The following is a 25,712-nucleotide window of genomic DNA, read 5'->3' as shown; positions in this document are numbered from 1 at the left end:
CCCTGCTTTCTCATTAGAAAACTTGGTTCCGCCAAGCCTTTGGCGGGGCCTTAGCTGAACTGAAAAGTTGCCGTTACAGCGCTTTGCGCAGCAGCTCTTCAAGGCTCTTCTGGTTAGGCACACGCGGGTTGTTGCGAATCAGGCGGTTGATTTCGAGAGATTTGCTGGCGATTTCCGGCAAATCCTCTTCCTTGATGCCGATCTGGGACAGTTTCGTTGGAAGGCCGATCATTTCGAGCAGCTTGTACACTTCCTGCCAAGCTTGACTGGCCAACTCCTGTTCGGTTTTACCAGCCGGGTTCACGCCAAAAGCGAGCGCAATTTTCGCCATTTTTTCCTGTTCAACGGCGGTGTTGTACTCCATGACGTAAGGCAGTAGCAGACCGGTTACCTCACCATGCGGAGATTTGACCAATCCACCGATCGGATATGCCATCGCGTGTGCAGCCGCTGTTCCCGCGTTGGAGAAGGCCATGCCGGCGAGCAGGCTGCCCAGCAGCATATTGCCCCGCGCTTCCAGGTTGCTGCCTTGCTGAACGGCGAGCACCAGGTTTTGAGAAATCAGTTCAATCGCTTTAAAAGCAAGGGCATCCGCGAGAGGCAGCGATCCTTTGAACAAAAGCTCCCCTTCTGCCTGAATGTAACGGTAATCCTTTGCCGTATAAGCCTCAACCGCATGGGACAAGGCATCAATGCCGGAGCAAGCGGTGACGTACGGCGGCAGGCCGACTGTCAGCTCAGGGTCAAGCAGAGCTACGGCAGGGCGCAGGAAGTTGTCAGAAATACCGATTTTCAAGTTGTTTTCCAGATCTGCCAGAACAGCGACAGACGTCACTTCAGAGCCGGTTCCCGCTGTGGTCGGAATCGCGATCAACGGCGCGATCGGCCCTGGCACACGATGCTCGCCAAAATAATCTCTCGGATGGCCGCCGTGAGCCATGAGCAGCGCTACGACCTTGGCCAGATCGATGCTGCTTCCGCCGCCCAGACCGATGATCGCGTCTGTATCCATATGCGCTTTGGCAAACTCGTAGCAGTCAATCGCGGTTTGAATCGGCGGTTCTGGAATCGCTTGATCGTAAACGACCACCTTGTAGTCCGCTTGTTCCAAAAGCTGAATCACCTTATCTGCAATTCCTGCACCCTTGATGCCCGGGTCGGTGATCAAAAAGACATTTTTGGCTTTGAGACGCTGCAGGATTTTATCCAGTTCACGAATCGAACCATTTCCGAACACAATTCTCTCTGTAGAAAAAAACTCCCATGAGCTTCTCATCACTGCTTCTCTCCTCTTCCTATCCGTTTATGTCAGCGAAATCACAACGATACGCTCTTCTGTCATTTCCTCCACAGCCCAGCGAGGGCCTTCCTTGCCGATTCCGCTGTCTTTCACTCCACCGTACGGCATCACGTCAGCCCGGAATGTGGAAACATCATTGATGATAACGCCGCCGAACTCCAATTCATGAATCGCGCGCATCGCCAATTGCAGATTGGATGTAAACAAGCCAACCTGCAGGCCGAGGCGGCTATCGTTAGCCTGCTGGAATGCCGCGTCGATATCGTCAAACGGAATGATGCTGATGACAGGGGCAAAAACCTCCTGACAAACGACTTTCATCTCCGGCGTCACATCGACCATCACCGTCGGATAGAGAACAGAGCCTTCTCGTTTGCCGCCGCATGCCACTTTAGCACCTTGCTCCAGCGCTTCTTGAATCCATGCTTCCGCACGTTTCGCTTCTTTCTCGGAGATCATCGGGCCGACATCTGAAACTGGATCGGTCGGGTCGCCTACCTTGATGGATTGTGCCGTTTTGACTGCACGCTCGACAAACGCTTCATACACATCGCGATGTACATAGACGCGCTGCACCGAGATGCACGCTTGGCCGGCGTTAGAGAAACCGCGCGTTACACACAGCTCGGCAGCCTTGTCCAGATCAGGCGCATCGCGGTGTACGATATTGGGAGAGTTGTTGCCCAGCTCCAGCGTGACCCGGCGGATGCCGGTGGTGCTTTTAATGTGACGGCCCACACCGGGACTGCCCGTAAACGTAAACATGGCGATACGGTCGTCTTCCAGCAGATATTGGCCTGTCTCCTGACCAAAACCGTTTACCACATTCAAAAAGCCTGCTGGAAGACCGGCTTCTGCCAGAATTTCTGCCAGTTTCAAGGCGATGATGGGAGTCATTTCAGCTGGCTTCAGCACGACGGTATTACCCGCAGCGATCGCCGGCCCCACTTTATGCACGGTCAGGTTAAATGGGAAGTTGAACGGCGTAATGGCGCCAATAACACCGACCGGTACACGCACAGTAAAGGCCATCTTGTTGTCATTGCCCGGCTGACCGAGCGGCACACCTTGGCCCGCGATGCGCTTCGCTTCTTCTGCAGAAGCAATCAGCGTCTGGATGCCGCGGTCAATCTCTGCACGAGCATCCTTGATTACCTTGCCGACTTCCGCCACCATAATCAGCGCTAGTTCTTCCTTGCGCTCCTGAATGATCTCAGCAGCACGCTTCAGAATATCATAGCGCTGTACAGGGCTCAGTTTTTTCGTGCGGAAGGTGTGGAGGGCATTGGTCACGGCCTCGTTTACATCTTCCCTCGACGCTTTGCTGACACGGGCGAACTCTTCGCCCGTATACTTGTTCATGACGGCAAACGTATCGTCCTTGACCTGCCATTCTCCATTGATGTAATTTCCGTACACAGCGGTAACCTTCTCTTTTTGCTCTTGCATGGTGCACGCTCCCCTCTTTGTATAATCGTTTTATGATGATCAATGAGACATCATTTTCGGCAGGTACCCCTGCTCATCAAAAGCCATCTCTTCCAGCTCGCCGACTACTTCCACATAGGGTAGGGCTGCCACTTCCGGAAGCAGCGCTTCGGAGACATACAGATACTCCAGATGAAGGGTGTTAGGGATTCTCATGATGCGCGCTTTCTCTGTATCCACACCCCAATTGGCACGAAGCGCAGCCGCAAACGCTGCCTTGTCGTTCTCCAGCACGATTGGAATGCTTGCTCTCGCCAGGAAAGTACTGGTGATTACATTTTCGTTCATCGCCTTTTTATCCAGCTTGTCAAAAAAGCGCTGTGTCGTCAGATCGGCCAAACCGATGCCCAGTCCGTTGCCGTGTGATGCTTCGGACAGATCGCTGGCAATGATGTATTTGATGCGCGGAGAAGCCGGTTCAGGCGTCCCCTGGATGCGCAATCGACCGATGATGTTAGTGTCCATTCCCGTGCCGCTGTAGTTCTTGCCCACTTCATCGACGAACAGAATATCGATATCTTCTACAGGAAGCTTGGGCATCAAGGCTGCGGATTCCGCCAGTAGCTCCCTTTCGCGTGCTTCGATCTCGGCCGTCGGGATCGCTTCAATAATCGCGGTTTGCTCAAAGGCATTTTCCACAATCGCCACGCCGCAGAGAATCTTGGTGTTGGCCAGCATGACGCGGGCCACTTTTGGCATGATGTCGCGGATGCCAGCTACGCCATAGCTATGAATCAACAGGGCTTGTTTATGCTTGCCAAGCCCGATTGCCGCCATTTTCATGAGACCGCTCTCGATGCCGATGGGCGATTTGAAATCGGTATGCACCTTGACGCGTCCCATAAGAATGATGCCATCTGCGGCCAAAGCATGTTTGTCCACATAAACGGGCATCCCCTCTTCGGTTTGCCCGATCTGCTCTACATCCATCGAAGAACGGACCGGAGCTTCGCAAAAGGCCTCGGTAACTCCCAAGCTTTCCAGCACTTCTACTTGCCCTGCTGCGGTAGCGCCGCCGTGACTGCCCATCGTCGGCACGATGTATGGCTCTGCGCCCATTTTCTTCAGTTCCCGTACCGTTGCGCGGATGATCAGATGAATATTGGCGATGCCTCGGCTTCCTGCAGTAATAGCGATCTTCATTCCTGGTTTGATTTTTTCAGCCAACCCGACGCGGGCAAGCTGCTCGCTTACCGCCGCGTCGATGTCTGAAATCGCCGGACCCGTGAAGTTCTGTCTGATTTTAATCATTTTTGGAAAGTTCATGATTGGATAATGCGCCTCCCAACCGACATTTGATTCGTTATTTCATAAGGCTTGGCAACCAGGTGGAAATCGCCGGAACATACGTGATAATCAAAATGTCGAGAATCAATACGATAAAGAACGGAATGAGCGCCTTCGTAATCTCCTCGAGCTTGATCCCCGCGATCTGGCAGGCTACAAACAGATTCACACCTACCGGCGGAGTGATCATTCCCATCGCCAGGTTCACGATCATGATCATCCCAAAGTGGACGGGATCGATCCCAAGCTGAATGGCAATCGGCGTCAGCAGCGGAGCCAAAATAATGATCGACGCAGATGTTTCAAAGAACATGCCGACAAACAACAGGAGCACGTTGATAAGTGCCAGGAAGATAATCGGGTTGTCGGAAAACGCGGTAAAGCTGGCAGCAATTTTTTGCGGTACCTGCTCTCGCGTCAAGATCCAACCGAACATCCCGGCTGCGGAAATGATAATCATGATAATCGAAGTGGTAATCGCTGATTTGGAAAAAATCTCAAATAGTTCTTTCCATTTTACTTCGCGATAGATAAAAACACCTACAATAAAAGCATACAATACAGCCACAACTGCGGCCTCTGTCGGTGTAAAGAAACCGCCGTAAATCCCGCCCAGAATGATAATCGGCATCAGCAAGGCAAGCAACGCTTCCTTGAAGGTCTTCCAGCGAACAGCCCACGTAATGCCACTCTCTCCACGGTAACCACGCTTTTTGGAAATGTACCAGCACACTATCATCAGTGAACCGGCGATCATGATTCCTGGCAGGAATCCAGCGATAAACAAGTCTCCGATCGAAACACCAGCAGAAATACCGAACAAAATCATCGGGATCGACGGAGGAATGATGACCCCCAGCTCTCCGGAAACAGCTTGGGTTGCACCAGCAAAGCGGATGTCATAACCCTTCTTCACCATAGCAGGGATCAGGATGGAACCGATGGCAGCCGTCGTCGCTGCACTGGAACCGGAAATGGCAGAGAAAAACATAGCCGTGACAACCGTCACAATAGCCAATCCACCCGTCATTCCTCCTGCCAGCGAGTTGGCAAAGTTGACCAACCGGCGGGAAATGCCCCCTGATTCCATAAGAGAACCAGCCAGAATAAAGAATGGGATGGCCATCAGCGGAAAGGAATCGAGCGCAGCGAACATCCGCTGAACCAAAACGATAAGCGGCATGGTTCCATCGCTCATGAAAGCGATCGTCGAAGCCAAACCGATTGACAGAGCAACAGGTACGCTCAGCAGGAGCAATACCAGTAGCGAGATCATCATGACTGCTGCCATGGTTATTCAGCTCCTTTGAAGAATTCACGGTTCATCTTGCCTGTGATCACTTCGATCAGAACCGCAATCGAATTTAGAAACATGAACACGCCGCCCACGGGCAATGCTGCGTAAGGAACGGTCATCGATATTTTTAAACCGGGGGAAAGCTGCTTTCCAACATGGCCAAGCATTTGAAAACCGTAAACAATTAAGACAAGGAAAAAGACCATCGAAACCAAGATAACAGCGATTCGGAGCCACTTTTGCAGATTCTCTGGCAATCTTTCAGCGATCGCCTCCACTCCAATCAGAGCACTGTAACGAACCGCTAGCGCTGTACCAATCAGTACAAGCCAAATCATTCCATAGCGAGCCACTTCCTCCGTCCAGCGAGGAATATCCATATTGATATAGCTGCTCATTAAGCGCGCCAACACCTGATAGACGATCAACGCCGTCATCACAGCGAGGAGCAATGCAATTGCATAACGCAAAATCTTGTTTACCCCATCAATTGCTTTTACGATTCCCTGCAAAGGACTTCACCCCACCTTATGAATCGGCGGATAGGTGCCCCTATCCGCCGTCAATCTTGCCTGCTTATTGAGTGTTGCGAATTTTCTCAATCAGGTCTTTACCGAATTTCGGCTCATATTTTTCGTAAACAGGTTTTACAGCATCAACGAACGGCTGCAAATCAGGGTTTTCGACGATCTCCATACCGTGATTCTTCAGCTCACCGAGGTATTCTTTCTCCATGTCAGCAACGACATTACGCTCGTATTGGCCAGCTTCCATCGCAGCTTCTTCGATTGCTTTTTGCTGTTCTGGTGTCAAAGCATCGTATTTTGCAGTAGCCATCATCAGCAAAGATGGGGAATAGAAATGGCGAGTCAACGTCATATGCTTCTGCACCTCGTAGAAACGAGAGGTCATGATGATTGGAATCGGGTTCTCTTCTGCGTCAATCGTGCCTTGCTGCAGTGCAGTAAACAGCTCGGTAAACGCCATCGGTGTCGGCTGCGCCCCCATTGCCTTGAAGGAATCCATGTGGATATCATTTTCCATGGTACGAATCTTGAAGCCTTTCAGATCTTCCGGTTTGTTCACTGGATGAGAATTGTTGGTCACATGGCGGTATCCATTTTCCCACCAAGCAAGAGCTTTGACACCCATGGTATCTTCCACTTTTTTGCGCAGATCCAGACCGATTTCGCCGTCGAGCACTTTGTGTGCGTGGCTTGCATCACGGAACAAGAATGGCAGGTCAACAACGGTAACCTCCGGAACAAATCCGCTCATGGGACCAGTTGAAGTGAGAACCATGTCGATGGAGCCTACGCTCAGACCTTCGATCATATCCCGCTCACCGCCCAAAGAACCGTTCGGGAAGGACTTAATTTTTACAGCGCCGTTGGTTTTGCTTTCTACCAACTCAGCGAACTTTTCCATACCCTTTTCATAATGGGACGTGTCAGCCAGTGTGTGGCCAACGCGCAGCAAAATCGATTTGCCATCTGCTTCTTGAGCGCCGTCATTACCATTCGCTGCCGGTTTTCCCTGTTCTCCTCCTCCGCCACCACATGCGGTCAAGAGAACCATCGTTGAAACAACGAGTGTACTCAACAGTTTTTTCATGCTTGATTTCCCCCTCTTATCGTCTGGGTATTGTATATTTTTTCCACTGCACGCAGCAATGAAAAACGATTCCCAAAAGCCCCCGCTTTGGTCACCACGGGAAGCTTGTCCGCCAAACCGCCGATAATCACGGCAAGCGGAATTCCTTCTTCCACTTCACTGATGATTTGCAGCGCTTCCACACCGAGATGCAGACATGTGCGGTAAGCGATATCGCCACCTGTCAGTACAAATCCCTTCAGCCCGCGTTTGCCCAGCACTCTTTTTCCCAGAGCGCCCAGGTGATCCGCGATTGCATTTCCTACTTCCAAGCCGCTTGTGCCTGTGGATTCCATCCATTGGAGCACAGCTTGTCTCATGGAATCAGAAGAATCTGTAACCAGAACCGGTGAACGTTTGTCGTCAATACACTTCAGAATTTCATCTTCGACGCGTTTTTGCTCCAGATCGGTTGTCTCCTCTTGCAGAAGAGCCAATGGATTGGCGGTGACGATATGAAACTCCTTATGTGCACTCAGCTCTTCAATCTGTTGGGCAGTAATAGCGCTTACACTACCAGCAATAACAAAAACGGGCAGATCACCCGCTGTGATCCCGGCTGTCTCTACAGATTGAACAGGCTGAATTTCGTACTGATTAACGAATTCATTGGATAAGGCAAGTGCGAGTCCGGCTGAACCGACCCACAAAATCCGCAACCCTGAAGCGAGAAGCGCTTCCGTCGCTCTTTGCAAGTCCAACTGGTCAGCAGCGTCAAACACAATCAAGTGCGATCCCGCTGCGTGCTGACTCCGAATCTCGGCGGTCAGCTCGTCGCGTCCGCGGCGAATCGCTTTTACATCAATATGACTGACTTCCCGGCCCGTTTGGACACTCAGGAGTGTTGGCAGATGAGATTCTTTGACGGGCGATTTCGGATCGCGAGCAATCTCCGTATCCTCCAACAACACCTGGTTGATCAGATGATATCCCCCGATCGTAATCCGTTTGTTTCCCGGATACGCAGGTATGAAGGCAACCACATCAAACGGGTAACTGTCCAGCATTGCGTTGATTTCTACCCCTACATTGCCGCGCAGGGTTGAGTCGATTTTCTTGTATACGCAGGAAAAATGGGACAGATCGACTGCATCTGCCAGTGCTTTACTCTCTGCATATGCTGTTTCCGGATCAAGCGACCTGGTTTCCGCATTGATGATCCAAACGTCTGCTGCTTGTCCACCTTCTTGCTCTGCTGGATGAAACAAAGAGACAGTATGGAAGCCTTTTTTGGCAAACTGTACACCAGAATCATTTGCACCAGTTAAATCGTCAGCAATTACTACTATCCTAGCCAATAACACTATCACCTCTTTGATTCAGGGCACCCGTCCAAGCCGCTCTCTTTTTGAGTTTCACACATTCGGATGTGTTGCATAATTAGATTAACTCAAACAGTTGCAAAATACAATACAGAATAAACAGACAAATTGTTTCATTTTGCAACATTTTCTCTTGCAGAGAAACAAAAGTTCCATGAGGATAAAAAAAATAACAAGCTGATCGCTTGTTATCATCTACTGATTCGGTGTTTGTTTTATTTTTCTCCAGAGTGTGGACCGATTAATCCCCAGTCGTCTTGCTGCCTCGGATTGATTCTGTCCCTCTTCCTCCAACACTCGCCAAATGATGTCCCGTTCGATCTCTTCCAGTGTCTTGCCGCTGATGTCAATGCCTCCGTATATGGGCATGGAGGCAGCTTCTGCTCTCCCCAGTTCACTGACAACCTGCTCGACCTCTGCTTTCGTAATAAAAGGACCCGTAGCCGTCAAGCACAGCTTCTCTACGGTCGACTTCAACTCCTGAATATTGCCATGCCAATCCGCACGCTCGAAAATCGCCAGTGCTTCAGGGCGCATCCCGACGATCTGTTTGCCTGATCGGGAGTTGAACGAGGCGATAAACCAGCGAACCAGATCAACGATGTCTTCCTTTCTCTCGCGCAGCGGCGGGATGGCAAAGGAGAATCCATTAATCAAATGAAACAAATCCTCGCGAAATTCTCCTTCTTCGATGCAGCTCTTCAAGTTCCAAGCATTTGCACAAATAATCCGAACATCGAGAGAAATAGGTGAGGTGCTGTTTAGCCTGCTCACCTTTTTCTCCTGCAGGACATTAAATACCATGGCCTGGACGGAAAGCGGCATTTTGCCGACGGCGTCGATAAAGAGGGTGCCGCCATGTGCCAGTTCAAACACTCCCCGCTTAACCCGTCCTCCTTCGCTTCCGAACAGCTCCAGGGACAATTGCTCCTCGCTGTACGCTTCACAATTGATGAAAACAAACGGAAAGTCCTTTCTCGCCCCTGCGTTGTGGATCGCTTGGGCAAAGCTTTGCTTGCCTGTTCCGGGCTCTCCGTAAATCAGGACTGGAAGATCGGTTTGACTTGCTTGCGTGGCAATTTTCAGCGTATCCTGCATCTTGGCTGATCCGGCCACCAACTGGTTGAAATGCATGGTGGCCCGCTGCTCATAGCCGGTAATCGATTGGCGAATCCGCGACTCCGCTCTTTGAATCCGGCTGGCTGTGGAGATGATCGCGATACCGCCTTCTGCCCGCTCCTCAACCAGCAGCGGCTGCTTGGACAGCAAAACTTTTTCACTGTTTAGCGACACGACTTCCTCGCTTGCGGACTCCCCTGTCTTCAAGACATGGTCCAGGCTCAGCAGTGGATGAAGCTGCCCGACCGGCTTGTCCAGCGCAAACTCTTTTTTCACTCTGAACAGCTCTTCGGCCAGCTGGTTAAAGGCAATCACGCGTCCCTTTTCATCTACAGCGACGATGCCCTCCGGAAAGCACTGGATCACCGCTTCCATCCGTTTCCGCGCTTCTTTTTCGCGACGCGTGTAGTAGGCCATATGGATCGCTTCCATAATCGACTCCATCACGGCTTCTTTTCCCGAGGTGATGAGGATCGCCTGCAAGCCCAGCCGCGTGGCAATCGAAGTCGAAATCACGTCACCGATAATCACCTGGACACCCTGCTCCAGGGCAGAGATCAAGCCGTTTTCAATTTCCTCTTCCTTGTCAATCGGAAAAAAGGTAAGGTTCATATCCAGCAGGGTTCCGATGGCATCTGCACCGTGGATGGTGTTCATGTAGCTCATCAACCCGATTTTGCCTGTGTATCCCTTCACCAGCGTCAAGGTCCGCAAAATATCGTAGCCAGAAATCTTCACTTCCACGACCGGCATATTGCAATGACTTCTCAGCAGCCTGGCGGTAGCTCCCCTGCTGATAATCACATCATACCCTTTGTCTTCCAAGCTTTTCGCCAATGCCAACCCTTTGTACAAGTCGCCTTCTTGCACATCCAGTTCGACATCACTTGGCACTTCCTCTTTCATTTCAAGAAAAACATCGCACATCCCCTGATACGGGGCGACAACCAGGATTCGTGTCAAGGAAAATCCCTCATTTTTTACGCAACATCTCACAAACTTTCCATGTTGCAATTTAATACATACAGTGTACAGGATGTGCTTTTCTCATTTCAATAGGGAATCAAAAAGATAATTCCAAACAATAAACCACGGACGCTTGTTGCCCGTGGCGATGGCGATACATAATCCATCTTTAGCTTGTCGAAAGCTTCAGCCCATATGGATAGCGAGCTGTGCGGAGCGCGTATTCAAAGGCTTCCACATCCGGCATGAACAGATCCTTGGCGATCGAAATGGCCTTCTCGATATCATAGCTCACCCTTCTGATTTGCGCGGCCATATCCTGTTTTTGTATGTCCACGATGGCATAGCTGGCCCGGTTATCCCCATCGAATGGCAGCCCGATGCTGCCACAATTCACGACAAGACGTCCGTTTCCTTGTCGGACATGAGAGTGATGGACATGTCCATACAGGACCAGCCTTGTCTCCTCCCGTCTGTGCAAGGTGTCAAGCTCCTCCAGCGTTGCCCAGGGATAGACCACCTTGTACAGGGAATCTGGACCGGCATGATACATTTCTGTCGGAACCTCATCGACCAAGAGCGAAAGCTCCGTGGGAAGGTTGCCCAACCACGCCTGATCTTCCGCCGAGATATGTTGGCAATCGTACTCAAAGGCACGCAGAACAAGCTCTTCTTTTTCCGAGCTGGGCGACCAACCCGGCTCGGGAAAGCGGGTAAACAGATCGTCGTAATTCCCCCGGATGATCGCATGCGGCTGCAGTGATTTAACCATTTGTATGCACTCTCGGGGCTGAGGCCCGCGCATCACCATATCTCCAAGAAAGACGATAGCATCTGGACTTTGATTTTGCAGATCACGCATGACTGCCTCCAGAGCAGCAGCGTTGCCATGTGTATCAGAAAGAACAGCTAGTCTCATGAAAACCTCCAGATTACGATAGGAATACTCCCCGGACGGGAAGACAGGATTACTCAAAAATCACGTGATCAGCATATAACTGCAAAAATATCTCCTTCGGATAGGCGATAGCCATCGGCGGGAGAGCGGACTCGTCAAAATAGCGGAGCTCCCCCATCTCCTCATTCATCGGGTGAAGCTCTCCCCCCAGGATTCCGCAAGCAAAGACAATGGTCAGATACTCCACCTGATGACCATTTTGATAGGTAAATCGGTGTCCTTTACCGCCAAACACGCCGATGATTTTCTTCGGCTCGACCTGCAGCCCCGTTTCTTCCCAGACCTCTCTGCACACAGCCTGTGCCGGGGTTTCCCCGATCTCAATCGCTCCGGCAATAAGCCCCCAAAGCTCCTCGCGATGCTTTCTTCCCAAAAGGATTTGCCCGCTTTCATTTCGGATGATTCCTGCTACGGCTGGCATGAACAGCAAGCCAGAACCGTATTTCTCTCTCAATTCCTGATAGTACAAAGACATCCCCATATGCTTCCACCTCTTGTTGGCAGGCAACCTTTTTAGGCCTGCACCATTTGCCTGCTACCATATATTGGCGAAAAGCGCTGCTATTCCTCTTTTTCGCCATCGATAACTCCATTCAGGATGGAATTTCAGCGCTGTGGACAAATTAAATCATGGAAAATCAAGAGGAAAGGGCGATGAACAGCGATGACTAAAAAAGAGTATGTAATGGGCATTATCGAGAGTTTGCAAGCGCATCAGGATCTCTTGCCAAATGACTTGCAAACACTGCTGCAAGAGGTGAAAGAGAGTCTGGATCGCGTCTCCGCTGACTCGTTTTTTATGGAGTCGAACCATGCTGTTTCCCAGCCTGCGCAGTACCAGCCGTATCAGTCGGACTCCCCGCTCTTCCGCTTGTCTGAGGGGTACTGGGAAATAAAGAGACTGGCAGAGGTGAACAGAGAATCACACCCTGACATGATTCGAGCTGCTGATCAGTTGGGAGGATTGCTGGGAGCTTCAGAGAATTATTCTCCGGAATGAGCAGGCCGAACCATGTGCATAACTTCCACTCGTGCACGCGTAGGGTGGTATTGAGGGGAAACGCTGCCTGCAAACAGGTGCAGGCAGCCCACTATTCTTACGCCTGAAACCATAAATCCTTAAACTCCACCCATCCCCTGGCGTTCACCTTTACTCCCTTCAGCGAATGATGCGAAAAAGCCCTAACGTTTTTATGCGTCAACGTGATCCAGGCATATTCTCTACCCAGTGTTTCCTCTATTTCATCAAAATGCTTCTGTCGGACGGCTTCCTCCGGTTCCGCAAGCAGCCTGTCCAGCTTTTTATCCACCCAGCCGATTCGCTCAGGGGATAAATGTCGGCGAATAAAGCTGTTCTTCCCCTGAAGATACTCCAGGAGCTTGATCGCCCCTTCGCTTACGACCGCTTCAAACAAGATCAGGTCGGCTTTGCGAATCTGTTCTTCGTCCAGCATCTCTTTCCAGGACACGATCTGCACATCAACCATGATTCCCAGTTTGCCATACGCGGTTTTCAACCATTCGGCATCCGGGGCATGACGCGGATAGGTATACAGCTGAATTCGTTCACCGCGATACCCCGACTGACAAAGAAGACTTTCCACCAACTCCTCCCCATCATGACTTCCATCACCCCCGGCTTTTGGGGAAACTTGTCCCCTCCATTGCAAGCTGTAGGCAGGATACAGACACGGCTCCCCCATGTCATCAACCAGCTGCTGCCGATCCAGGAAATGAGAGAGAGCTTTTCGCAAAGGAAGCGCTTGAAGCGGGCCCTGCTTCTGCAGATTGACGGTCAACAGGCTTGTTCCGATACAGTATGCCTCCGCTTCCTGTTCATCGTCTGCCGACGGCAACTGTTTTTCGCCTGTTTTCACTTTCAACACATTCCCTTTTCCCAATCCATCTGCCAGCTCGCCTTGCTCCGGCATGATCATGATTTCGACGCGATCTATAAAAGCCCGCCCATTAAAATAATGGTCGAAGGCTTCCAAAACACAGAGGCCGGGTGTCACTTTCCCCACTCTGTATGGGCCGCTTCCGACAGGCAGCTGCAGAGAATCTGTCCCATCCTGTGCATACACATCTTTGGGCAAAATGGATGACGGAGGGTAACTCATAAACGCGAGAAACAGGTAGTTTGCTTTTTCCAGCTTGATATTCAGCGCATAACGGGACAGGATGGTGATTTCCTGAATCTGATCGGCCAGCCAGCTTTGCCCGGAATTCATCTGCTTTAGCCGACTCAGGCTGAAGGCCACATCGTCGGCAACCAGTTCCCGCCCATGATGAAAGAGAATCCCTTTGCGAAGGTAAAACGTCCAGCTCGTCCCCTCCCTGTCCGCCTCCCAGTAATGGGAGATTCCCGGCTTAAACCGGCCCCACTCGACATCAAAGGATACAAGCGTATCGAAAACCTGTGACACCATATGGAGGTCATGGGAATAGATCGCTCCCGCAGGGTCCCACGTATGGATGGAGCGATAGATTGGCAAGCGCAGGGTTTCGATCGGTTGATCTTGATTTGCCACTGCCTCGTAGCCGAAATAGCCGGATAACCACGAAAACAAATTTTCTCTGGCTGCCGTTCCTTCTCCGAATTCTTTGATGAGTTGAAAAGCGCGCTCTACATGTCCGGCCATTACCAGCTCCTCGGTTTGTCGGGCGAGAAATTTTTCTCTGCCGATCAAAAAGGAAAGCTCCGACGTATGACCTCTCCCACGTCCAGGGGTGTAGCGTATCCACCCCATCTGCTCCATTTTGGTAAAAATGAGCTTCACGTTTCTCGGGGTGCAAAACAGGATATTCGAGAGCTCCGCCATCGTAACGGATCGGGGTTCTTTTTCTTTTTGCTCAGGAAATGCCTTCATGAGCATCAAATAATCGTTGGCGAGTCGCTCCACGCTCGTCCCTCCCTTTGTCTGCGCTGCCGGTAAAAGTTGAAATTTTTCTCGCCGTTTCTACGATTTTTCTTCCTTTCTCCTCCAGATACAATGCAATCAACCTAGCTTTTTTCAATCGATACAAGGAGGATATTGCACCATGTCAACAACCGTTTCGGCTGCCCAGCCGACGTCACTGTGGAGAAGCAGACCGTTTACCATTCTATTGATCAGCGCCTTGTTCCTGAATATTGGGAATAAGGTGTACGAGATTGTGCTCCCTTTGATAATCTACGAGATTACGCACCACTCTTCCGTCGCCATGACGACGATGCGGACAGCAGAACTGCTGCCCAATCTGCTGTTTGCCGTGTTTATTGGCGTCTTCGTCGACAGGGTAAACAAGAAACGCTGGGTGTTGTGGATGATCGGCGCACAAGTCATTCTCTTATTATTTCTGGTTGCGTTATATCGGTCAAATGTTCTCTGGCTTCCCTTTTACTACCTCATCGGTTTTCTCTTGATGACCTTTAACTACGGCTATTTCAACGCGCAGGTCAGTCTGCAGAAGCTGAGCGTCCCAAACCAACTGCTCACCTCTGCCAATGCCCGGTTTACCTTTGTGGAAACCTCAGTCGGCATCATGGGCCCGGTCTTCTCCTCCCTGCTTTTGCTCATGTCCAACAAATCCAACGGCTTTCTGATAACGGCTTTGTTTTATCTGTTCTGTATGTTGCTCTTTCGCCGCTTTTCTGTTTCTGAGCCGCAGGTTTCCCATAAAGACAGCCATTTCTGGCAGGAGCTTCGGGAGGGCTGGGTCGCTTTTCGCTCCAACCGGAGTCTGTGGATGATTTCCCTGTTCAGCGTCTTTTTCAACTGCAGCTCCATCGTCGTCAATACGGCTGCCATCTTCTTTGCCATTAACGATCTGTCCCTCACTTCATCGATGGTCGCTCTGGTTTTCTCAGTCTCCGGTGTTGGCGGGCTGCTGGGAAGCCTGTTGATGCCACGGCTGCGCAGCCGTCTGGGACTGGGAGCTCTGTACGGGTGCTCGGCCATCCTGAGCAGCATCGGCTACCTGGGACTCTACCTGACGACACATCTATTTGCGCTGACTGGCTCGCTGTTTCTCATTGGCTTCGCCTTCTCCGTCTACGTTACCTCCGTCTATACCTTCCGCCACGAGCAGACGCCCTCTCATCTGATGGGCAGGATCAGCGGGATCACGGGCTGCCTGTTTCGGGTAGGCATGCCGTTTACGATGTATGCGTCGGGATGGATGATGCTGTGGTGGGGCACTTCGTCGATCTTTCTCAGTTCTATTATCTGGAATGCGGTTTTGATCGTGCTTTATGTTTGTACGCCGCTGTGGAAGCTGAAATGATGGAAGCCGTTTGTCCTTTGCTTCCTGCGTGTTTTCACGTATGATGGAAGGATAGGTAATGATTTTGGAAAGGATACAAAATGCCGTCTCCATTCAAATTTTTCCCAATCAAATGGATATTTGCGATTGTAATCGCTTGTCTCTGCCTGCTTCCAATCACGCCGGCCACGCATGAGGCCTTTTCGAAGGACACCAACACCTACTATTTGTCTGCCGCGAAAGGTGCTTTCTACGTTGTCGGTCATCGGCACCAGGTTTCCATAAAGTTTTTGGATGTGAAGTCTCACTTCCCTTTGCACATGGACACGCTTCGCCATGTCCTGGATGCGCGGGGCACAAGCCTCGTCATTTTCCTGATCGTGATCCAGATCATACTAAAATGGATCAAGCTGATGCCTTTAAAATACCGGTCAAAATTCGTGATCGCTTCCCTCGAAGGAACGCCAAACATTCCAGAGAGGGGAAACAAAACACGTGAAAACTACCGAAAAAGAGATCAAATTGATCCGGAAAACCGTCAAGGATTTGAAAATCTTCTTTTTCTTCATCGTCTTGGTGGTAGCTGGCTTACTGGCCGCCAAGTATTTTATGGGTTAACGCGACATGACCTCCCCCAATCACAGGGGGAGGTCGCTTTTATCTACAGCTCGTTTTCTTTCACCAGCTCTCTCCCCTTTACAAGCTCATTCCCTTTCACAAGCTCGTTCACGTATCCAATCGCTTGCTCCAGTCGCTGCTGATAATCTCCCGAAATGGTCTGGTAGCTGACACCAAACTCCCTGAGCAAATTCTTGAGCAGCTCATTATTCTTCTCTCTCACCTGCTGGTCGCCGAAGGAACGGGTACCATCATCCACCCATTTGACATCCGGCTCCAGGAAGAGCCACAGATCATACTGCTGCAGCCGGGCGACCTCATCCAGAACGGGCTGGCGCTGACCGAGATAGAGCATCGAAAAATACTGGGTGACGATCGCTTCCGTATCGATAAACAGCACTTTGTTTGCTTTGGCCAGCTGTACCTTCTCATGGTATTTATGCTCAAATGCAATCTCCGGGTAGTCCTCCGGCAAAGTGATATCCTCGCAGTTCCCCAGCCGTTCATAGTACGTGCGGCCCCACTCTTCCACGTATGTCGTATTGTAAAGATTGGCCAGATTGCGCACCAGCGTCGATTTGCCGCAGCTTTCAGTGCCCACCACCACTACTTTTTTGGCAAAAGAGGGCTTGACGATCTCCGGCAGCATATGCCAGTGCTTCATGACCCCTTCGGTTCGCAGCATCGTACCGGAGATGGGATAAGCTTCTCGGTTCGCATCAATGACGACATGACGGGCATCTGGGTACAAATCCCGAAAAATCTCCGTGTATCCGTGCTCCGAGCTGAATACGGTGTCGATTGGCTTTCCGATCGCAGCCCGTATCCCTTCTGCCCCCCGTTCCCAATCTGAGCGGTTTCCCGTCTGCTGTTCGTAAACGGCATGGACATGGACATGCGGCATATCTTTCGTCAGTTGCGACCACCAACGCAGCCGGACACGGTACGGAATGTGCGGAATTTTGCTACCTGCACACATCTTCTTTTCATGCTCTTCATCATAGGAGAGGATGACGTGCAGCTCATCCACCATCGTAGATGCCCGAATCATGGCATACACATGCCCCATATGCGGACACGGAAGAAATTTACCCCCGAACATCCCTACTTTTCCGACTGTCATGCCTGATACGCCCCCTGTGCTTTGCTCAGTTTGGTCCAGTTGTAATAACCGTATATCGAGTTAATCAGGAAAGCGGACCACATGACGACCATATTCATGTCGTTGCCTCCCTGTGTGATCAGAGTCACGACCCATAGGGAAATCGAAAGTACATTGACCGCGATCCATAGCGCCCATTGCTCTGCATATCGCTTCAGCATCAGAATTTGGGCAAAGATCGAGAGAACCACGGCTGCCGAGTCAAGACGCACGGCCTGCCCGCCGATGTAATGGAGCAGCTCTGCATACAGCACAATGCCAATGATGGACGCGATCACCAGGTAAATCCAGCCTTTCTTCGTCAGCCGCTTTACCGCCACATCCTCCCCTTTTACACTGTGCTGCGCGCGGTTTTTGGACCACATGTAGATGCCGATAAACTGCACGGGCAGGTAAAAGAGACCATTGAGCATCGCTTCTCCATAAAGCGAATAGGTAAAAGAAATGTACGCGTAGGTAGATGTCTGGATAATGCCAAAATAGTAGTTGGAGATTTTGCCTTTCGCTACCAGCACGACACACAGCATGCCAGAAAGAGAAGAAATCAATCCCAAAAGCGAATCTTCAAAAGCGAAAAACAAGTAGATGTTTACAAGCGTAAATAACAAAAGCCAGGTTTTTTCAAAGAAAGTCCAATCCCTTAGCATCGTGAACACTCTCCCTTTTTTATCTGTAGAACCTTCCTTTATTGCTCATGATTCCAGTTGGGGTTGTATTTATATAATTTGGATGGGCGATGGCCCGCATTTCGCCGGATCTGGTTGGTTTCGACGACCTTATCCGTGATTTTTCTTCGGAAGGCGGCTGCCAGAAGCTCTTTTCCCAGAATCACTTCAAACACCTGCTGAAGCTCAGAGAGCGTAAATAATTCCGGAAGCAGATGAAAAGCGATATCCGTATAATCCACTTTGTTTCGCAGCCTCTCCAGCGCGTACAAGATCATCTTGGCGTGATCGAACGCCAGGTTATGGGATTCCAGAATTTCCTGCTGCTCGCGTGAATGACCGTTCTCGACAGTTTTCGTGATTTTCAGCTTGGCAGTGGCGCTTTCCTCATCGTTCCAGATACGCAGCTCCACCCATTTTTCGATGACCCAGCCTTTCTCGGTGACGGTCGTCTTTTTTTGTATCCACTGATCCTGAACGTGGAACCACTTCGCGTCAGCGGCATCCTCCCCGGCTTGTATGTGATACAATTCACAATCGATCAGGGCCATGTAGGAACAGCTGATCACTCTCGCGCGCGGATCTCTGCCGATATCTCCCCAGGTGTACAATTGCTCCAGATAGACTTCACTTACATTCGTTTCCTTTTTCAAGACGCGGATCGCTGCCTCGTCAATGCTCTCATCCGCGGAGACAAAACCGCCCGGCAACGCCCACTCCCCCTGATACGGATGCACTCCCCGCTTGATCAACAAAATTTTCAAGGCTTTATCCGACAGCTTGCGGTAGTTATCCCTCTCCTCATCCGTCACCGTAAACAGCAGCATGTCGACAGAAACGGAAGGCCGCACATAGCGGTTGACATCGTATTCATCCAAAAACTGCTGCTCAGTCAGTGCTTGCTGTCTGGTTTGCTTTTCGGTCATCTTAATACCCCTTTGTTATTATCAATTTGTTAATAACAATTTGTTACTATGATAGTACTGCTAAAGATTTCCTTTGTCAACGAGGAATTTTAAATCGGGCTGGCCAGTGCGTGTTTTTTGGAAAACAGCGAAAAGCCGGAGTCAATTCCCCCGGCTTCCCCTCACTTCTCGTTATTCAGGATTTACAGGAACGTACACGTCCCCGATTTACACGATCTCCTCGAAAAACTCCACCGTCTTCATCCGGCCGCCCGGTTGCCTGAGTCCCCAGGTTTCGTCCAGATAAATGTCAGCCAGCTTCTCAAATTTCCCGCCGTATCTGCTCGCCCACTCGATTGCCACGACACTTTCGTACACCCAGGCCATGCGCTGGGCCAGCCCTTTCGCTTCAAAGGTTTGCAGCGCTTCCTCATAGCCGGCAAACTGATCAAGCAAATCGGCAAGGCGCTCCAGCTCACTTGCAACCACTGCTTTGCCCGGACTGTCTGCCAGCGCAGCCAACCGCCCTTTCATTTCATCGACAAACAACGTATGGGCCGCGTATTTTTGGACAAGCCTCACCAGCTCCAGCCCTAATATATTGGCTGTGCCTTCCCAAACGGTCAAAACCTGTGCGTCCCGCAGTAAGCGCGGGGTGACGAAATCCTCGATATACCCGTTGCCGCCGTGCATTTCAATCGCTTCATGCGCAAAATGAATCGCCTGCTCCGCCGTCTCCTTTTTCATGATCGCAATAAACACCCGGTGGAGAATCACTTCCCGCTCGGATGCCGTCCCGTCCGTTACTTTTTCATAGAGCTGGATGAGGTCAAACATCGTGGCCACTTCCACATGGAGCTTGGCAGCCAGCTTGCCCAATGTATCCTTTACCATCGGAAAATCGGTAAGACACTTGCCGAAGGCATTGCGTCGCGACGCATATTCCTTCGATTCAACCAATGCCCGGCGCATGATGCCAACCGAGGCGATAGCGTTGCAAATGCGCGACAGATTGAGCGCCTCCATCATGTAATAAAAGCCTTTTGCCGGATCGCCCACGATATACGCTTCCGCTCCGTCAAACTCCACTTCGCCCGAAGGGACAGCACGCACACCCAGCTTATCCTTCAAGCGGCGAATACGGATGCCGTTCAAGCTGCCATCTTCTCCGCGCCATGGCACGGCAAACAATGTAAGTCCGCGAAAGCCAGTCGGTGCTCCTTCGATGCGGGCAAGCACCATGGCTACTCCGCACTTCCCTGCATTGGAGGCAAAGTATTTTTCGCCGTAGAGCCGATACGTACCGCCGTTTTCTACAGCCCGGACAACATTCGCCCCGACATCGGAGCCTCCCTGGCGCTCTGTCAGAAAAGTGGCTCCTTCGTAAAGCTGCAGCTCCCCCGTCGAGCAAACATGAGGCAGGAGTTTCTTTTTCAAGCTATTGTCAGCGTAATGGTCCAGCAGATAAGCAGTGGCCATCGTGAGCGTAACCGGACAATAGATTCCCGGTTCTGCCTGTGACAACAGATATCCCTGTGCGAAGCTATAGGTGTAATTTCCTTTTTGTCCCAGCTCGGGAATCTTTTTGTGCACATAGCCGACAATCCCTGTGTCATAGGTCTGCTGGATGGTTTTCCGATAGCCTTCGTTCACCCAGACGTCGGAGCGCTCTTCCCCAAACCGGTCGTAGCGTTTTAGCACGGGCTGTCCTTCCCGATCCGAATGCTTCGCCCTCTCGTCAATTTCATTGGCGCAAAGCTCGCCAAATGCATCTAACTGGCGGGTCGCATAGTGGGACAGCGGCCCGTTCAACAAGTCACGGACGATGATCTGGAGCGTGTCATCTCCGGCAAAAAAATTGCGTTTTTCCGTCACGCTTATATCCTGGAGTACTTTCATGAGGCATCTCCTCCTGTGCGGAGCGGCTGCTTCAGGATTTTGCCGGACGAATTTCGCGGAAGCGCTTCCACTTGTTCGTACAGCCGAGGCAGTTTAAACTTTGCCAACCGCTCTCCGAGATATTCTTTCAAGCTTTCCACATCAACCAGTTCAGCCGCAGCATAGACGGCTTTGACGGTCTCTCCCCACTCCTGATGCGGCACACCAACGACGGCGACCTCCCGGATGCCCGGGAATTGCAGCATGACCTCTTCAATTTCTTTGGGATAAATATTGATTCCCCCTGTGATAATCACATCTTTTTTCCGATCCACAATCCAGATGTATCCATCCTCGTCAAATCTGGCCAGATCGCCTGTTTTCAGCCACTCGCCGAGGAAAACCTCCTTGGTGGCCTCCTCATTTTTATAGTAGCCAATCATGTTTCCTTCGCCGCGCAGAACAATCTCTCCAATCTCACCAGCGGCTACATCCTCCCCGACATCATTGACGATGCGCAGCTCAGTCGACAGAGCTGCCCGTTTGCCGATGCTGCCCGCTTTGGTTTCATGCTCATTTCCCAAGAGCAGGGTGCCGCTGGGGCCCGCTTCGGTCAAGCCGTAGACGCTAACCAGATTGTCGGTTCGAAACGCAGCTTTCACCGCCTGCACTTCTTTGGTCGTAAGCGGTGCACCGCCGTATACCCACCACTTCATCGATGACAAATCAGCCTCGTGAATCCGTGGATGAACGGCTGTCAGGAGATAGGCGACCGGGGCGCCAAAAAAGTGAGTGGTCCTCTCTTGCTCGACGGCATACAGGAGCAGGTCTGGTGTAAAGGTAGGCGTGAGTACCAGTGCAGCTCCGACGAATACCCCCGCCATCAGGAAGAGATGCAGCGGCGCGGAGTGGCTGAGCGGCATCATCAGCAAGATACGGCTCTCGGGCTTTACCTCCATCTCCACACAGATCATCTGCGCCACCGTCAAGATGTTGCGATAGCTGAACAGAACTCCTTTGGGTTGGCCGGTCGTGCCCGAGGTGTATAGCAGGGTAGACTCGTCATCCTCCTTTAAATGGCATGGAATGGCTGCTTCATGTCCGGCAGCAAGAAGCACCTCAAAGCTTTGCCACCCCCCTGCTGCTTCGCCTGTTATGATGCGAATCACATCGGCGCGAAGGTTCTCCACGGTACCGAACAGCATCTGATGGGCAATAACGGCTTTCGCATCTGAATGCTGGACAATATACTCTACCTCCGGCAGCGTCAGCCTCGCATTGATCGGAACGATGATTCCCCCGATCCGCTGTACAGCGAAATAGGCGATCACAAACTCTGCGACGTTTGGCATGAACAAGACGACTTTATCGCCTGGGCGAACCCCTTGATGCTTGAGGGCATGACTAAACTTGTTGACAAGCTGATCCAGCTCCCGGTATGACAGACGTTTTCCCTGACTGATCACCCCCTCATGGTCTGGATATTTCCGCGCATTGCGCTCCAACAGTTGCGAGCTATTCATATCCCTGCTCCCCCTCGATATTATTTAATTTTTCTGAAAACTTATGTAACAACTGTTCCATTTCTTCCTTTAATTCCTGAAATTCTTTGATCTTCGCCTCAATTTCACTGATCCGCTGCTTGCCGTATTCGATCGTGCGCTCCAGTTGCTTGCGGCCCGAGCGGTCTTTATCGAACAGCAGCACCATTTCTTTGATTTCATCGAGAGAGAAACCATATCGCTTGCCTCGGGAGATGAGCTTGATTTTGGCGATTTCGGCTTTGGAGTAGAGACGTTGATTATTCGCGGCGCGCTGAGGCTTCAGGAGTCCGATTTCTTCGTAATACCGAATGGTTCGAGTGGACACCTCGAATTGCTCTGCCACCTCCCTGATCGTTTTCATCGTGATCACCTCTTGTTTAGGGGTAGTATAGCATTTACGTTAACGTAAAGGGCAAGGAGAAAAATCGCCTGTTTTTCAGAACACAGGAGGTGATTGTCTGCCTTTGCTCATCGGTCTGAAACATTTCTGCCGGAAACGCGTACATACAGATAGAACATTGTAGGGGAGCGTGATTGCATGAAATTTCAAGCCGGAGGGAAGCCACTTGTTTGCCCCTGTTGTCAAAACGATACATTTGACAAGGACTACCGGCAACTAAACTCCAGAGGCGCCACTTTCTTTGGCCTGGATTGGGCAAATAAAGAAGCGGCCATCCTCATCTGCAAGAATTGCTCGTATATCTCGTGGTTCATGAATGAACCCCGGCAACGCAAATAAGGGAGGACAGCCTCTCCCTCATTGCAGTATGGAAACTCGTGCAGCATAAAACGGATACGGTTCGATCCGCTTCCGTTTTACAGCGAACTGGCTGGCCGGCAGCAGCTTCTCAATGAATGGGAGTCCCGGAGCGTAATAAAAACTGCCTCCATTGGTCAAAGAAGACAAGATTCTCATGTAGAGCTGCGCATATCTTTCCGGCTGCCCGTTTCGCCTCAAATGATGGTGGTGAAAATGGTGCCAAGGAGTAAATACATATCTTTGCCATTCCGGCCAACGGGAGGACCATGAAAAACCAAACATGGAAAAGGAACTTTCATTATGGTATATTTTCAGAAGATTTAAAATTTTGTTTTGTGGGCATGTGCTTTTATTCCCTATCCGGAAAGAGAGGTTTCACACACATGGCGAACACAACGAAAAACAGCATTTGGCAGTCCTATCGTTATCCCATCATGCTTTTGATCTGTATCGGTCTGGGCGCCATCATCGGCATGGCGACGGGCAAGGACGCAGAGGTCCTCAAGCCTTTTGGCGACATCTTTATCAACATGATGTTTACCGTCGTCGTTCCGCTCGTCTTCGTGAACATCAGCAGTGCTGTGGCCAACATCGTCGATCTGAAGCGATTGGGGAAAATCCTCGGCGTCATGCTGGCTGTTTTTATCGTCACCGGCATCATTTCCGCCAGTCTGATGCTCATCGGCGTCTCCTTTTTCCCGCCTGCCGAAGGCATCCACCTCGAATTGAAGGCCCCTGAAGAAATCAACCAGTTGAATACGGCAGACCAGTTCGTCCAGGCTTTTACCGTCTCCAACTTCAATGATCTGCTGTCTCGCAAAAACATGCTTGCACTTATTGTATTCTCTATTTTATTCGGGTTATCCGTCAGTCTGGCTGGAGAGAAAGCGAAAAAAGTGGCTGAAGGGCTGAACGCTTTGTCGGAAGTCATGATCAAGATGATCAAAATCCTGATGTACTACGCACCGATTGGCTTGGGTGCTTATTTTGCCAATCTCGTCGGCGTTTTCGGCCCGGATCTGCTCGGCTCCTACGCGAGGGCAATGGCTGTGTACTATCCAATCTCCTTTCTTTATTTCTTCATTGCCTTTACGGTTTACGCCTATCTGTCAAGCGGAAAACAGGGCCCTCGACTGTTTTGGAAAAACGCCATCTCTCCCGCTGTGACATCGTTTGCCACCGGCAGCAGTGTCGCTACGATCCCTGTCAATCTGGAGGCCACAGAGAAAATTGGCGTTCCGAAGGATATCCGCGAAATCGTCATTCCCTTTGGTGCAACGGCCCATATGGATGGTTCCTGTTTAAGCGCGATTTTGAAAATCTCTTTTATCTTTGGGCTTTTCAATATGCCTTTTCACGGGCTGGACACGTATTTGACAGCGATTATGATCGCGGTGCTGAGCGGCGTCGTCATGTCAGGTGTTCCGGGCGGCGGATTTATTGGCGAAATGCTGATCGTGACAATGTACGGCTTCCCGCCTGAAGCTCTGCCGATTATCGCGATGCTGGGCACGCTGGTTGATCCCCCTGCCACTATGGTAAACGCTACCGGAGATACAGTCGCCAGCATGTTGGTCGCCCGGATTGTCGACGGAAAGCAATGGATGAGGTCAAAATTCATGACAACTCGCGAAGAAACAGTCTAACCATATAGGAGAATCTTCATGCCGATCACAAAAATCCCGTTTGCCAAAATGAATGGTTGCGGAAATGACTTTATCGTCGTTGACAACCGCAAGAAAATGATGAAAGGCTTCGATCTGGGCACATTTGTGAAAAACATTTGTGCCAGAGGAACGTCCCTCGGGGCCGATGGCTTTATGATGCTGGAGCCCTCGGATATCGCAGACTTTAAGATGAGATATTTCAACGCCGACGGCAGCGAGGGCGCGATGTGCGGAAACGGGGCAAGATGCCTGTCCCGCTTCGCTCATCTGGTCGGAGCAGCAAGCGAAACCATGTCGTTTGAAACCATGGCAGGTATCTACCAGGCAGAGGTGCTTCCCGCTACGCACACGGTTAACGTAAAGTTTCCCGATGTCCCGCTGAAAACGTTGCAGCTTAATCAACCATATCCGACTGAAGGGCCTGCCTCTCTGTACCATTACGGGTTTGTCGGGGTTCCGCACACAGTTTGGTTTCTGGACAATGTAGCGAAGCTCTCTGACCGCCAGATCACGGAATGGGGAAAACAGATTCGCTATGACCACGCCCGCTTTCCTCAAGGAACCAACGTCAATTTTGCCCAGGTGATTGATCGCCACTCGCTGCAAATCCGCACCTATGAACGCGGGGTTGAGGCAGAGACGTACGCTTGCGGCTCCGGGTCGACCGCAGCGGCTATCGTTGCTGGTATATTGGGATTGGTAGAGAGTGACAGCCCGATCCGCATGCAGACCCGCGGAGGTGTTTTGCGCATTTCCTATCAGCTTTCCGAGGAGCTGGCCCGGGATGTGTACATGGAAGGAAACGCGAAGCTGGTGGCAACGGGCGAGCTTCTGCCGGATGCCTGGTTGTAGATAAAACGAATGACGGGGGTCACGAA

General features: G+C 51.0%; 22 protein-coding genes. 5 read left to right on the top strand and 17 right to left on the bottom strand.

Annotated elements, in window-relative coordinates; genetic code table 11:
• Positions 1 to 73: 73 nt before the first annotated feature.
• The 10 genes from NDK47_RS09205 to NDK47_RS09160 form a co-directional block, all read right to left on the bottom strand.
• Positions 74 to 1,276, bottom strand: a complete 1,203-nt coding sequence (locus NDK47_RS09205; protein ID WP_251874531.1) for a hydroxyacid-oxoacid transhydrogenase — start codon at positions 1,274 to 1,276, stop codon at positions 74 to 76.
• A 27-nt stretch (positions 1,277 to 1,303) separates the two neighbouring features.
• Positions 1,304 to 2,749, bottom strand: a complete 1,446-nt coding sequence (locus tag NDK47_RS09200; protein ID WP_251874530.1) for an aldehyde dehydrogenase family protein — start codon at positions 2,747 to 2,749, stop codon at positions 1,304 to 1,306.
• Between the two features lie 39 nt (positions 2,750 to 2,788).
• Positions 2,789 to 4,054 (bottom strand): nickel pincer cofactor-dependent isomerase, group 22, encoded by a 1,266-nt coding sequence (locus NDK47_RS09195; protein ID WP_251874529.1) that lies wholly within the window; start codon positions 4,052 to 4,054, stop codon positions 2,789 to 2,791.
• Positions 4,055 to 4,091: 37 nt separating this feature from the next.
• Complete coding sequence (locus NDK47_RS09190; RefSeq protein WP_251874528.1) at positions 4,092 to 5,366, bottom strand: TRAP transporter large permease; 1,275 nt, start codon at positions 5,364 to 5,366, stop codon at positions 4,092 to 4,094.
• A 2-nt stretch (positions 5,367 to 5,368) separates the two neighbouring features.
• Positions 5,369 to 5,884, bottom strand: a complete 516-nt coding sequence (locus NDK47_RS09185) for a TRAP transporter small permease (RefSeq protein ID WP_251874527.1) — start codon at positions 5,882 to 5,884, stop codon at positions 5,369 to 5,371.
• A 64-nt stretch (positions 5,885 to 5,948) separates the two neighbouring features.
• Positions 5,949 to 6,986 (bottom strand): TRAP transporter substrate-binding protein, encoded by a 1,038-nt coding sequence (locus tag NDK47_RS09180; RefSeq protein WP_251874526.1) that lies wholly within the window; start codon positions 6,984 to 6,986, stop codon positions 5,949 to 5,951.
• Entirely contained in the window at positions 6,983 to 8,323 is a 1,341-nt protein-coding gene (locus tag NDK47_RS09175; RefSeq protein WP_251874525.1) for a four-carbon acid sugar kinase family protein, read from the bottom strand. Before NDK47_RS09175 ends, NDK47_RS09180 begins: the two co-directional genes overlap by 4 nt.
• 219 nt (positions 8,324 to 8,542) lie before the next feature.
• The gene (locus NDK47_RS09170) at positions 8,543 to 10,429 is read right to left on the bottom strand and encodes a PrpR N-terminal domain-containing protein (RefSeq protein ID WP_251874524.1); all 1,887 of its coding nucleotides are present in this window, start codon (positions 10,427 to 10,429) and stop codon (positions 8,543 to 8,545) included.
• A 172-nt stretch (positions 10,430 to 10,601) separates the two neighbouring features.
• Complete coding sequence (locus NDK47_RS09165; RefSeq protein WP_251874523.1) at positions 10,602 to 11,351, bottom strand: metallophosphoesterase family protein; 750 nt, start codon at positions 11,349 to 11,351, stop codon at positions 10,602 to 10,604.
• 49 nt (positions 11,352 to 11,400) lie between these two features.
• Positions 11,401 to 11,871, bottom strand: a complete 471-nt coding sequence (locus NDK47_RS09160) for an NUDIX domain-containing protein (RefSeq protein ID WP_251874522.1) — start codon at positions 11,869 to 11,871, stop codon at positions 11,401 to 11,403.
• 183 nt (positions 11,872 to 12,054) lie between these two features.
• Between NDK47_RS09160 and NDK47_RS09155 the strand changes: the two genes are divergently transcribed.
• Positions 12,055 to 12,390, top strand: coding sequence for a hypothetical protein (locus NDK47_RS09155; protein ID WP_251874521.1), 336 nt, complete (start codon positions 12,055 to 12,057; stop codon positions 12,388 to 12,390).
• Between the two features lie 97 nt (positions 12,391 to 12,487).
• Here the strand turns inward: NDK47_RS09155 and NDK47_RS09150 are convergent, their stop codons facing one another.
• Positions 12,488 to 14,293: an ABC transporter substrate-binding protein gene (locus NDK47_RS09150; protein WP_251874520.1), complete on the bottom strand. Its 1,806-nt coding sequence runs from the start codon at positions 14,291 to 14,293 to the stop codon at positions 12,488 to 12,490.
• A 139-nt stretch (positions 14,294 to 14,432) separates the two neighbouring features.
• Here NDK47_RS09150 and NDK47_RS09145 point away from each other — a divergent pair, with 139 nt between their 5' ends.
• Entirely contained in the window at positions 14,433 to 15,656 is a 1,224-nt protein-coding gene (locus NDK47_RS09145) for an MFS transporter (RefSeq protein ID WP_251874519.1), read from the top strand.
• Between the two features lie 474 nt (positions 15,657 to 16,130).
• Positions 16,131 to 16,253 (top strand): hypothetical protein, encoded by a 123-nt coding sequence (locus NDK47_RS27645; protein WP_256481462.1) that lies wholly within the window; start codon positions 16,131 to 16,133, stop codon positions 16,251 to 16,253.
• Between the two features lie 43 nt (positions 16,254 to 16,296).
• Here the strand turns inward: NDK47_RS27645 and nadR are convergent, their stop codons facing one another.
• The 6 genes from nadR to NDK47_RS09115 all read right to left on the bottom strand — a co-directional run bounded on the left by nadR (position 16,297) and on the right by NDK47_RS09115 (position 22,768).
• Positions 16,297 to 17,376, bottom strand: a complete 1,080-nt coding sequence (gene nadR, locus NDK47_RS09140) for a multifunctional transcriptional regulator/nicotinamide-nucleotide adenylyltransferase/ribosylnicotinamide kinase NadR (RefSeq protein WP_251874518.1) — start codon at positions 17,374 to 17,376, stop codon at positions 16,297 to 16,299.
• Complete coding sequence (gene pnuC / locus NDK47_RS09135) at positions 17,373 to 18,062, bottom strand: nicotinamide riboside transporter PnuC (protein ID WP_251874517.1); 690 nt, start codon at positions 18,060 to 18,062, stop codon at positions 17,373 to 17,375. Before pnuC ends, nadR begins: the two co-directional genes overlap by 4 nt.
• A gap of 38 nt (positions 18,063 to 18,100) precedes the next feature.
• Entirely contained in the window at positions 18,101 to 19,006 is a 906-nt protein-coding gene (locus NDK47_RS09130; protein WP_251874516.1) for an NUDIX hydrolase, read from the bottom strand.
• 207 nt (positions 19,007 to 19,213) lie between these two features.
• Positions 19,214 to 20,884, bottom strand: a complete 1,671-nt coding sequence (locus NDK47_RS09125; protein WP_251874515.1) for an acyl-CoA dehydrogenase family protein — start codon at positions 20,882 to 20,884, stop codon at positions 19,214 to 19,216.
• Entirely contained in the window at positions 20,881 to 22,386 is a 1,506-nt protein-coding gene (locus tag NDK47_RS09120; protein WP_251874514.1) for a class I adenylate-forming enzyme family protein, read from the bottom strand. Before NDK47_RS09120 ends, NDK47_RS09125 begins: the two co-directional genes overlap by 4 nt.
• Entirely contained in the window at positions 22,379 to 22,768 is a 390-nt protein-coding gene (locus tag NDK47_RS09115) for a MerR family transcriptional regulator (protein WP_251874513.1), read from the bottom strand. Before NDK47_RS09115 ends, NDK47_RS09120 begins: the two co-directional genes overlap by 8 nt.
• A 782-nt stretch (positions 22,769 to 23,550) precedes the next feature.
• Between NDK47_RS09115 and NDK47_RS09110 the strand changes: the two genes are divergently transcribed.
• Together NDK47_RS09110 and dapF are read left to right on the top strand one after the other, a co-directional pair.
• Complete coding sequence (locus tag NDK47_RS09110; RefSeq protein ID WP_251874512.1) at positions 23,551 to 24,813, top strand: dicarboxylate/amino acid:cation symporter; 1,263 nt, start codon at positions 23,551 to 23,553, stop codon at positions 24,811 to 24,813.
• Positions 24,814 to 24,831: 18 nt separating this feature from the next.
• Complete coding sequence (gene dapF / locus NDK47_RS09105) at positions 24,832 to 25,686, top strand: diaminopimelate epimerase (protein WP_251874511.1); 855 nt, start codon at positions 24,832 to 24,834, stop codon at positions 25,684 to 25,686.
• Positions 25,687 to 25,712: the final 26 nt, after the last annotated feature.

Source organism: Brevibacillus ruminantium, from assembly GCF_023746555.1.
Taxonomy (GTDB): Bacteria; Bacillota; Bacilli; order Brevibacillales; family Brevibacillaceae; genus Brevibacillus; species Brevibacillus ruminantium.
Note: the sequence above shows the minus strand (reverse complement) of the source record. Positions and strands in the feature narration are given on the sequence as shown.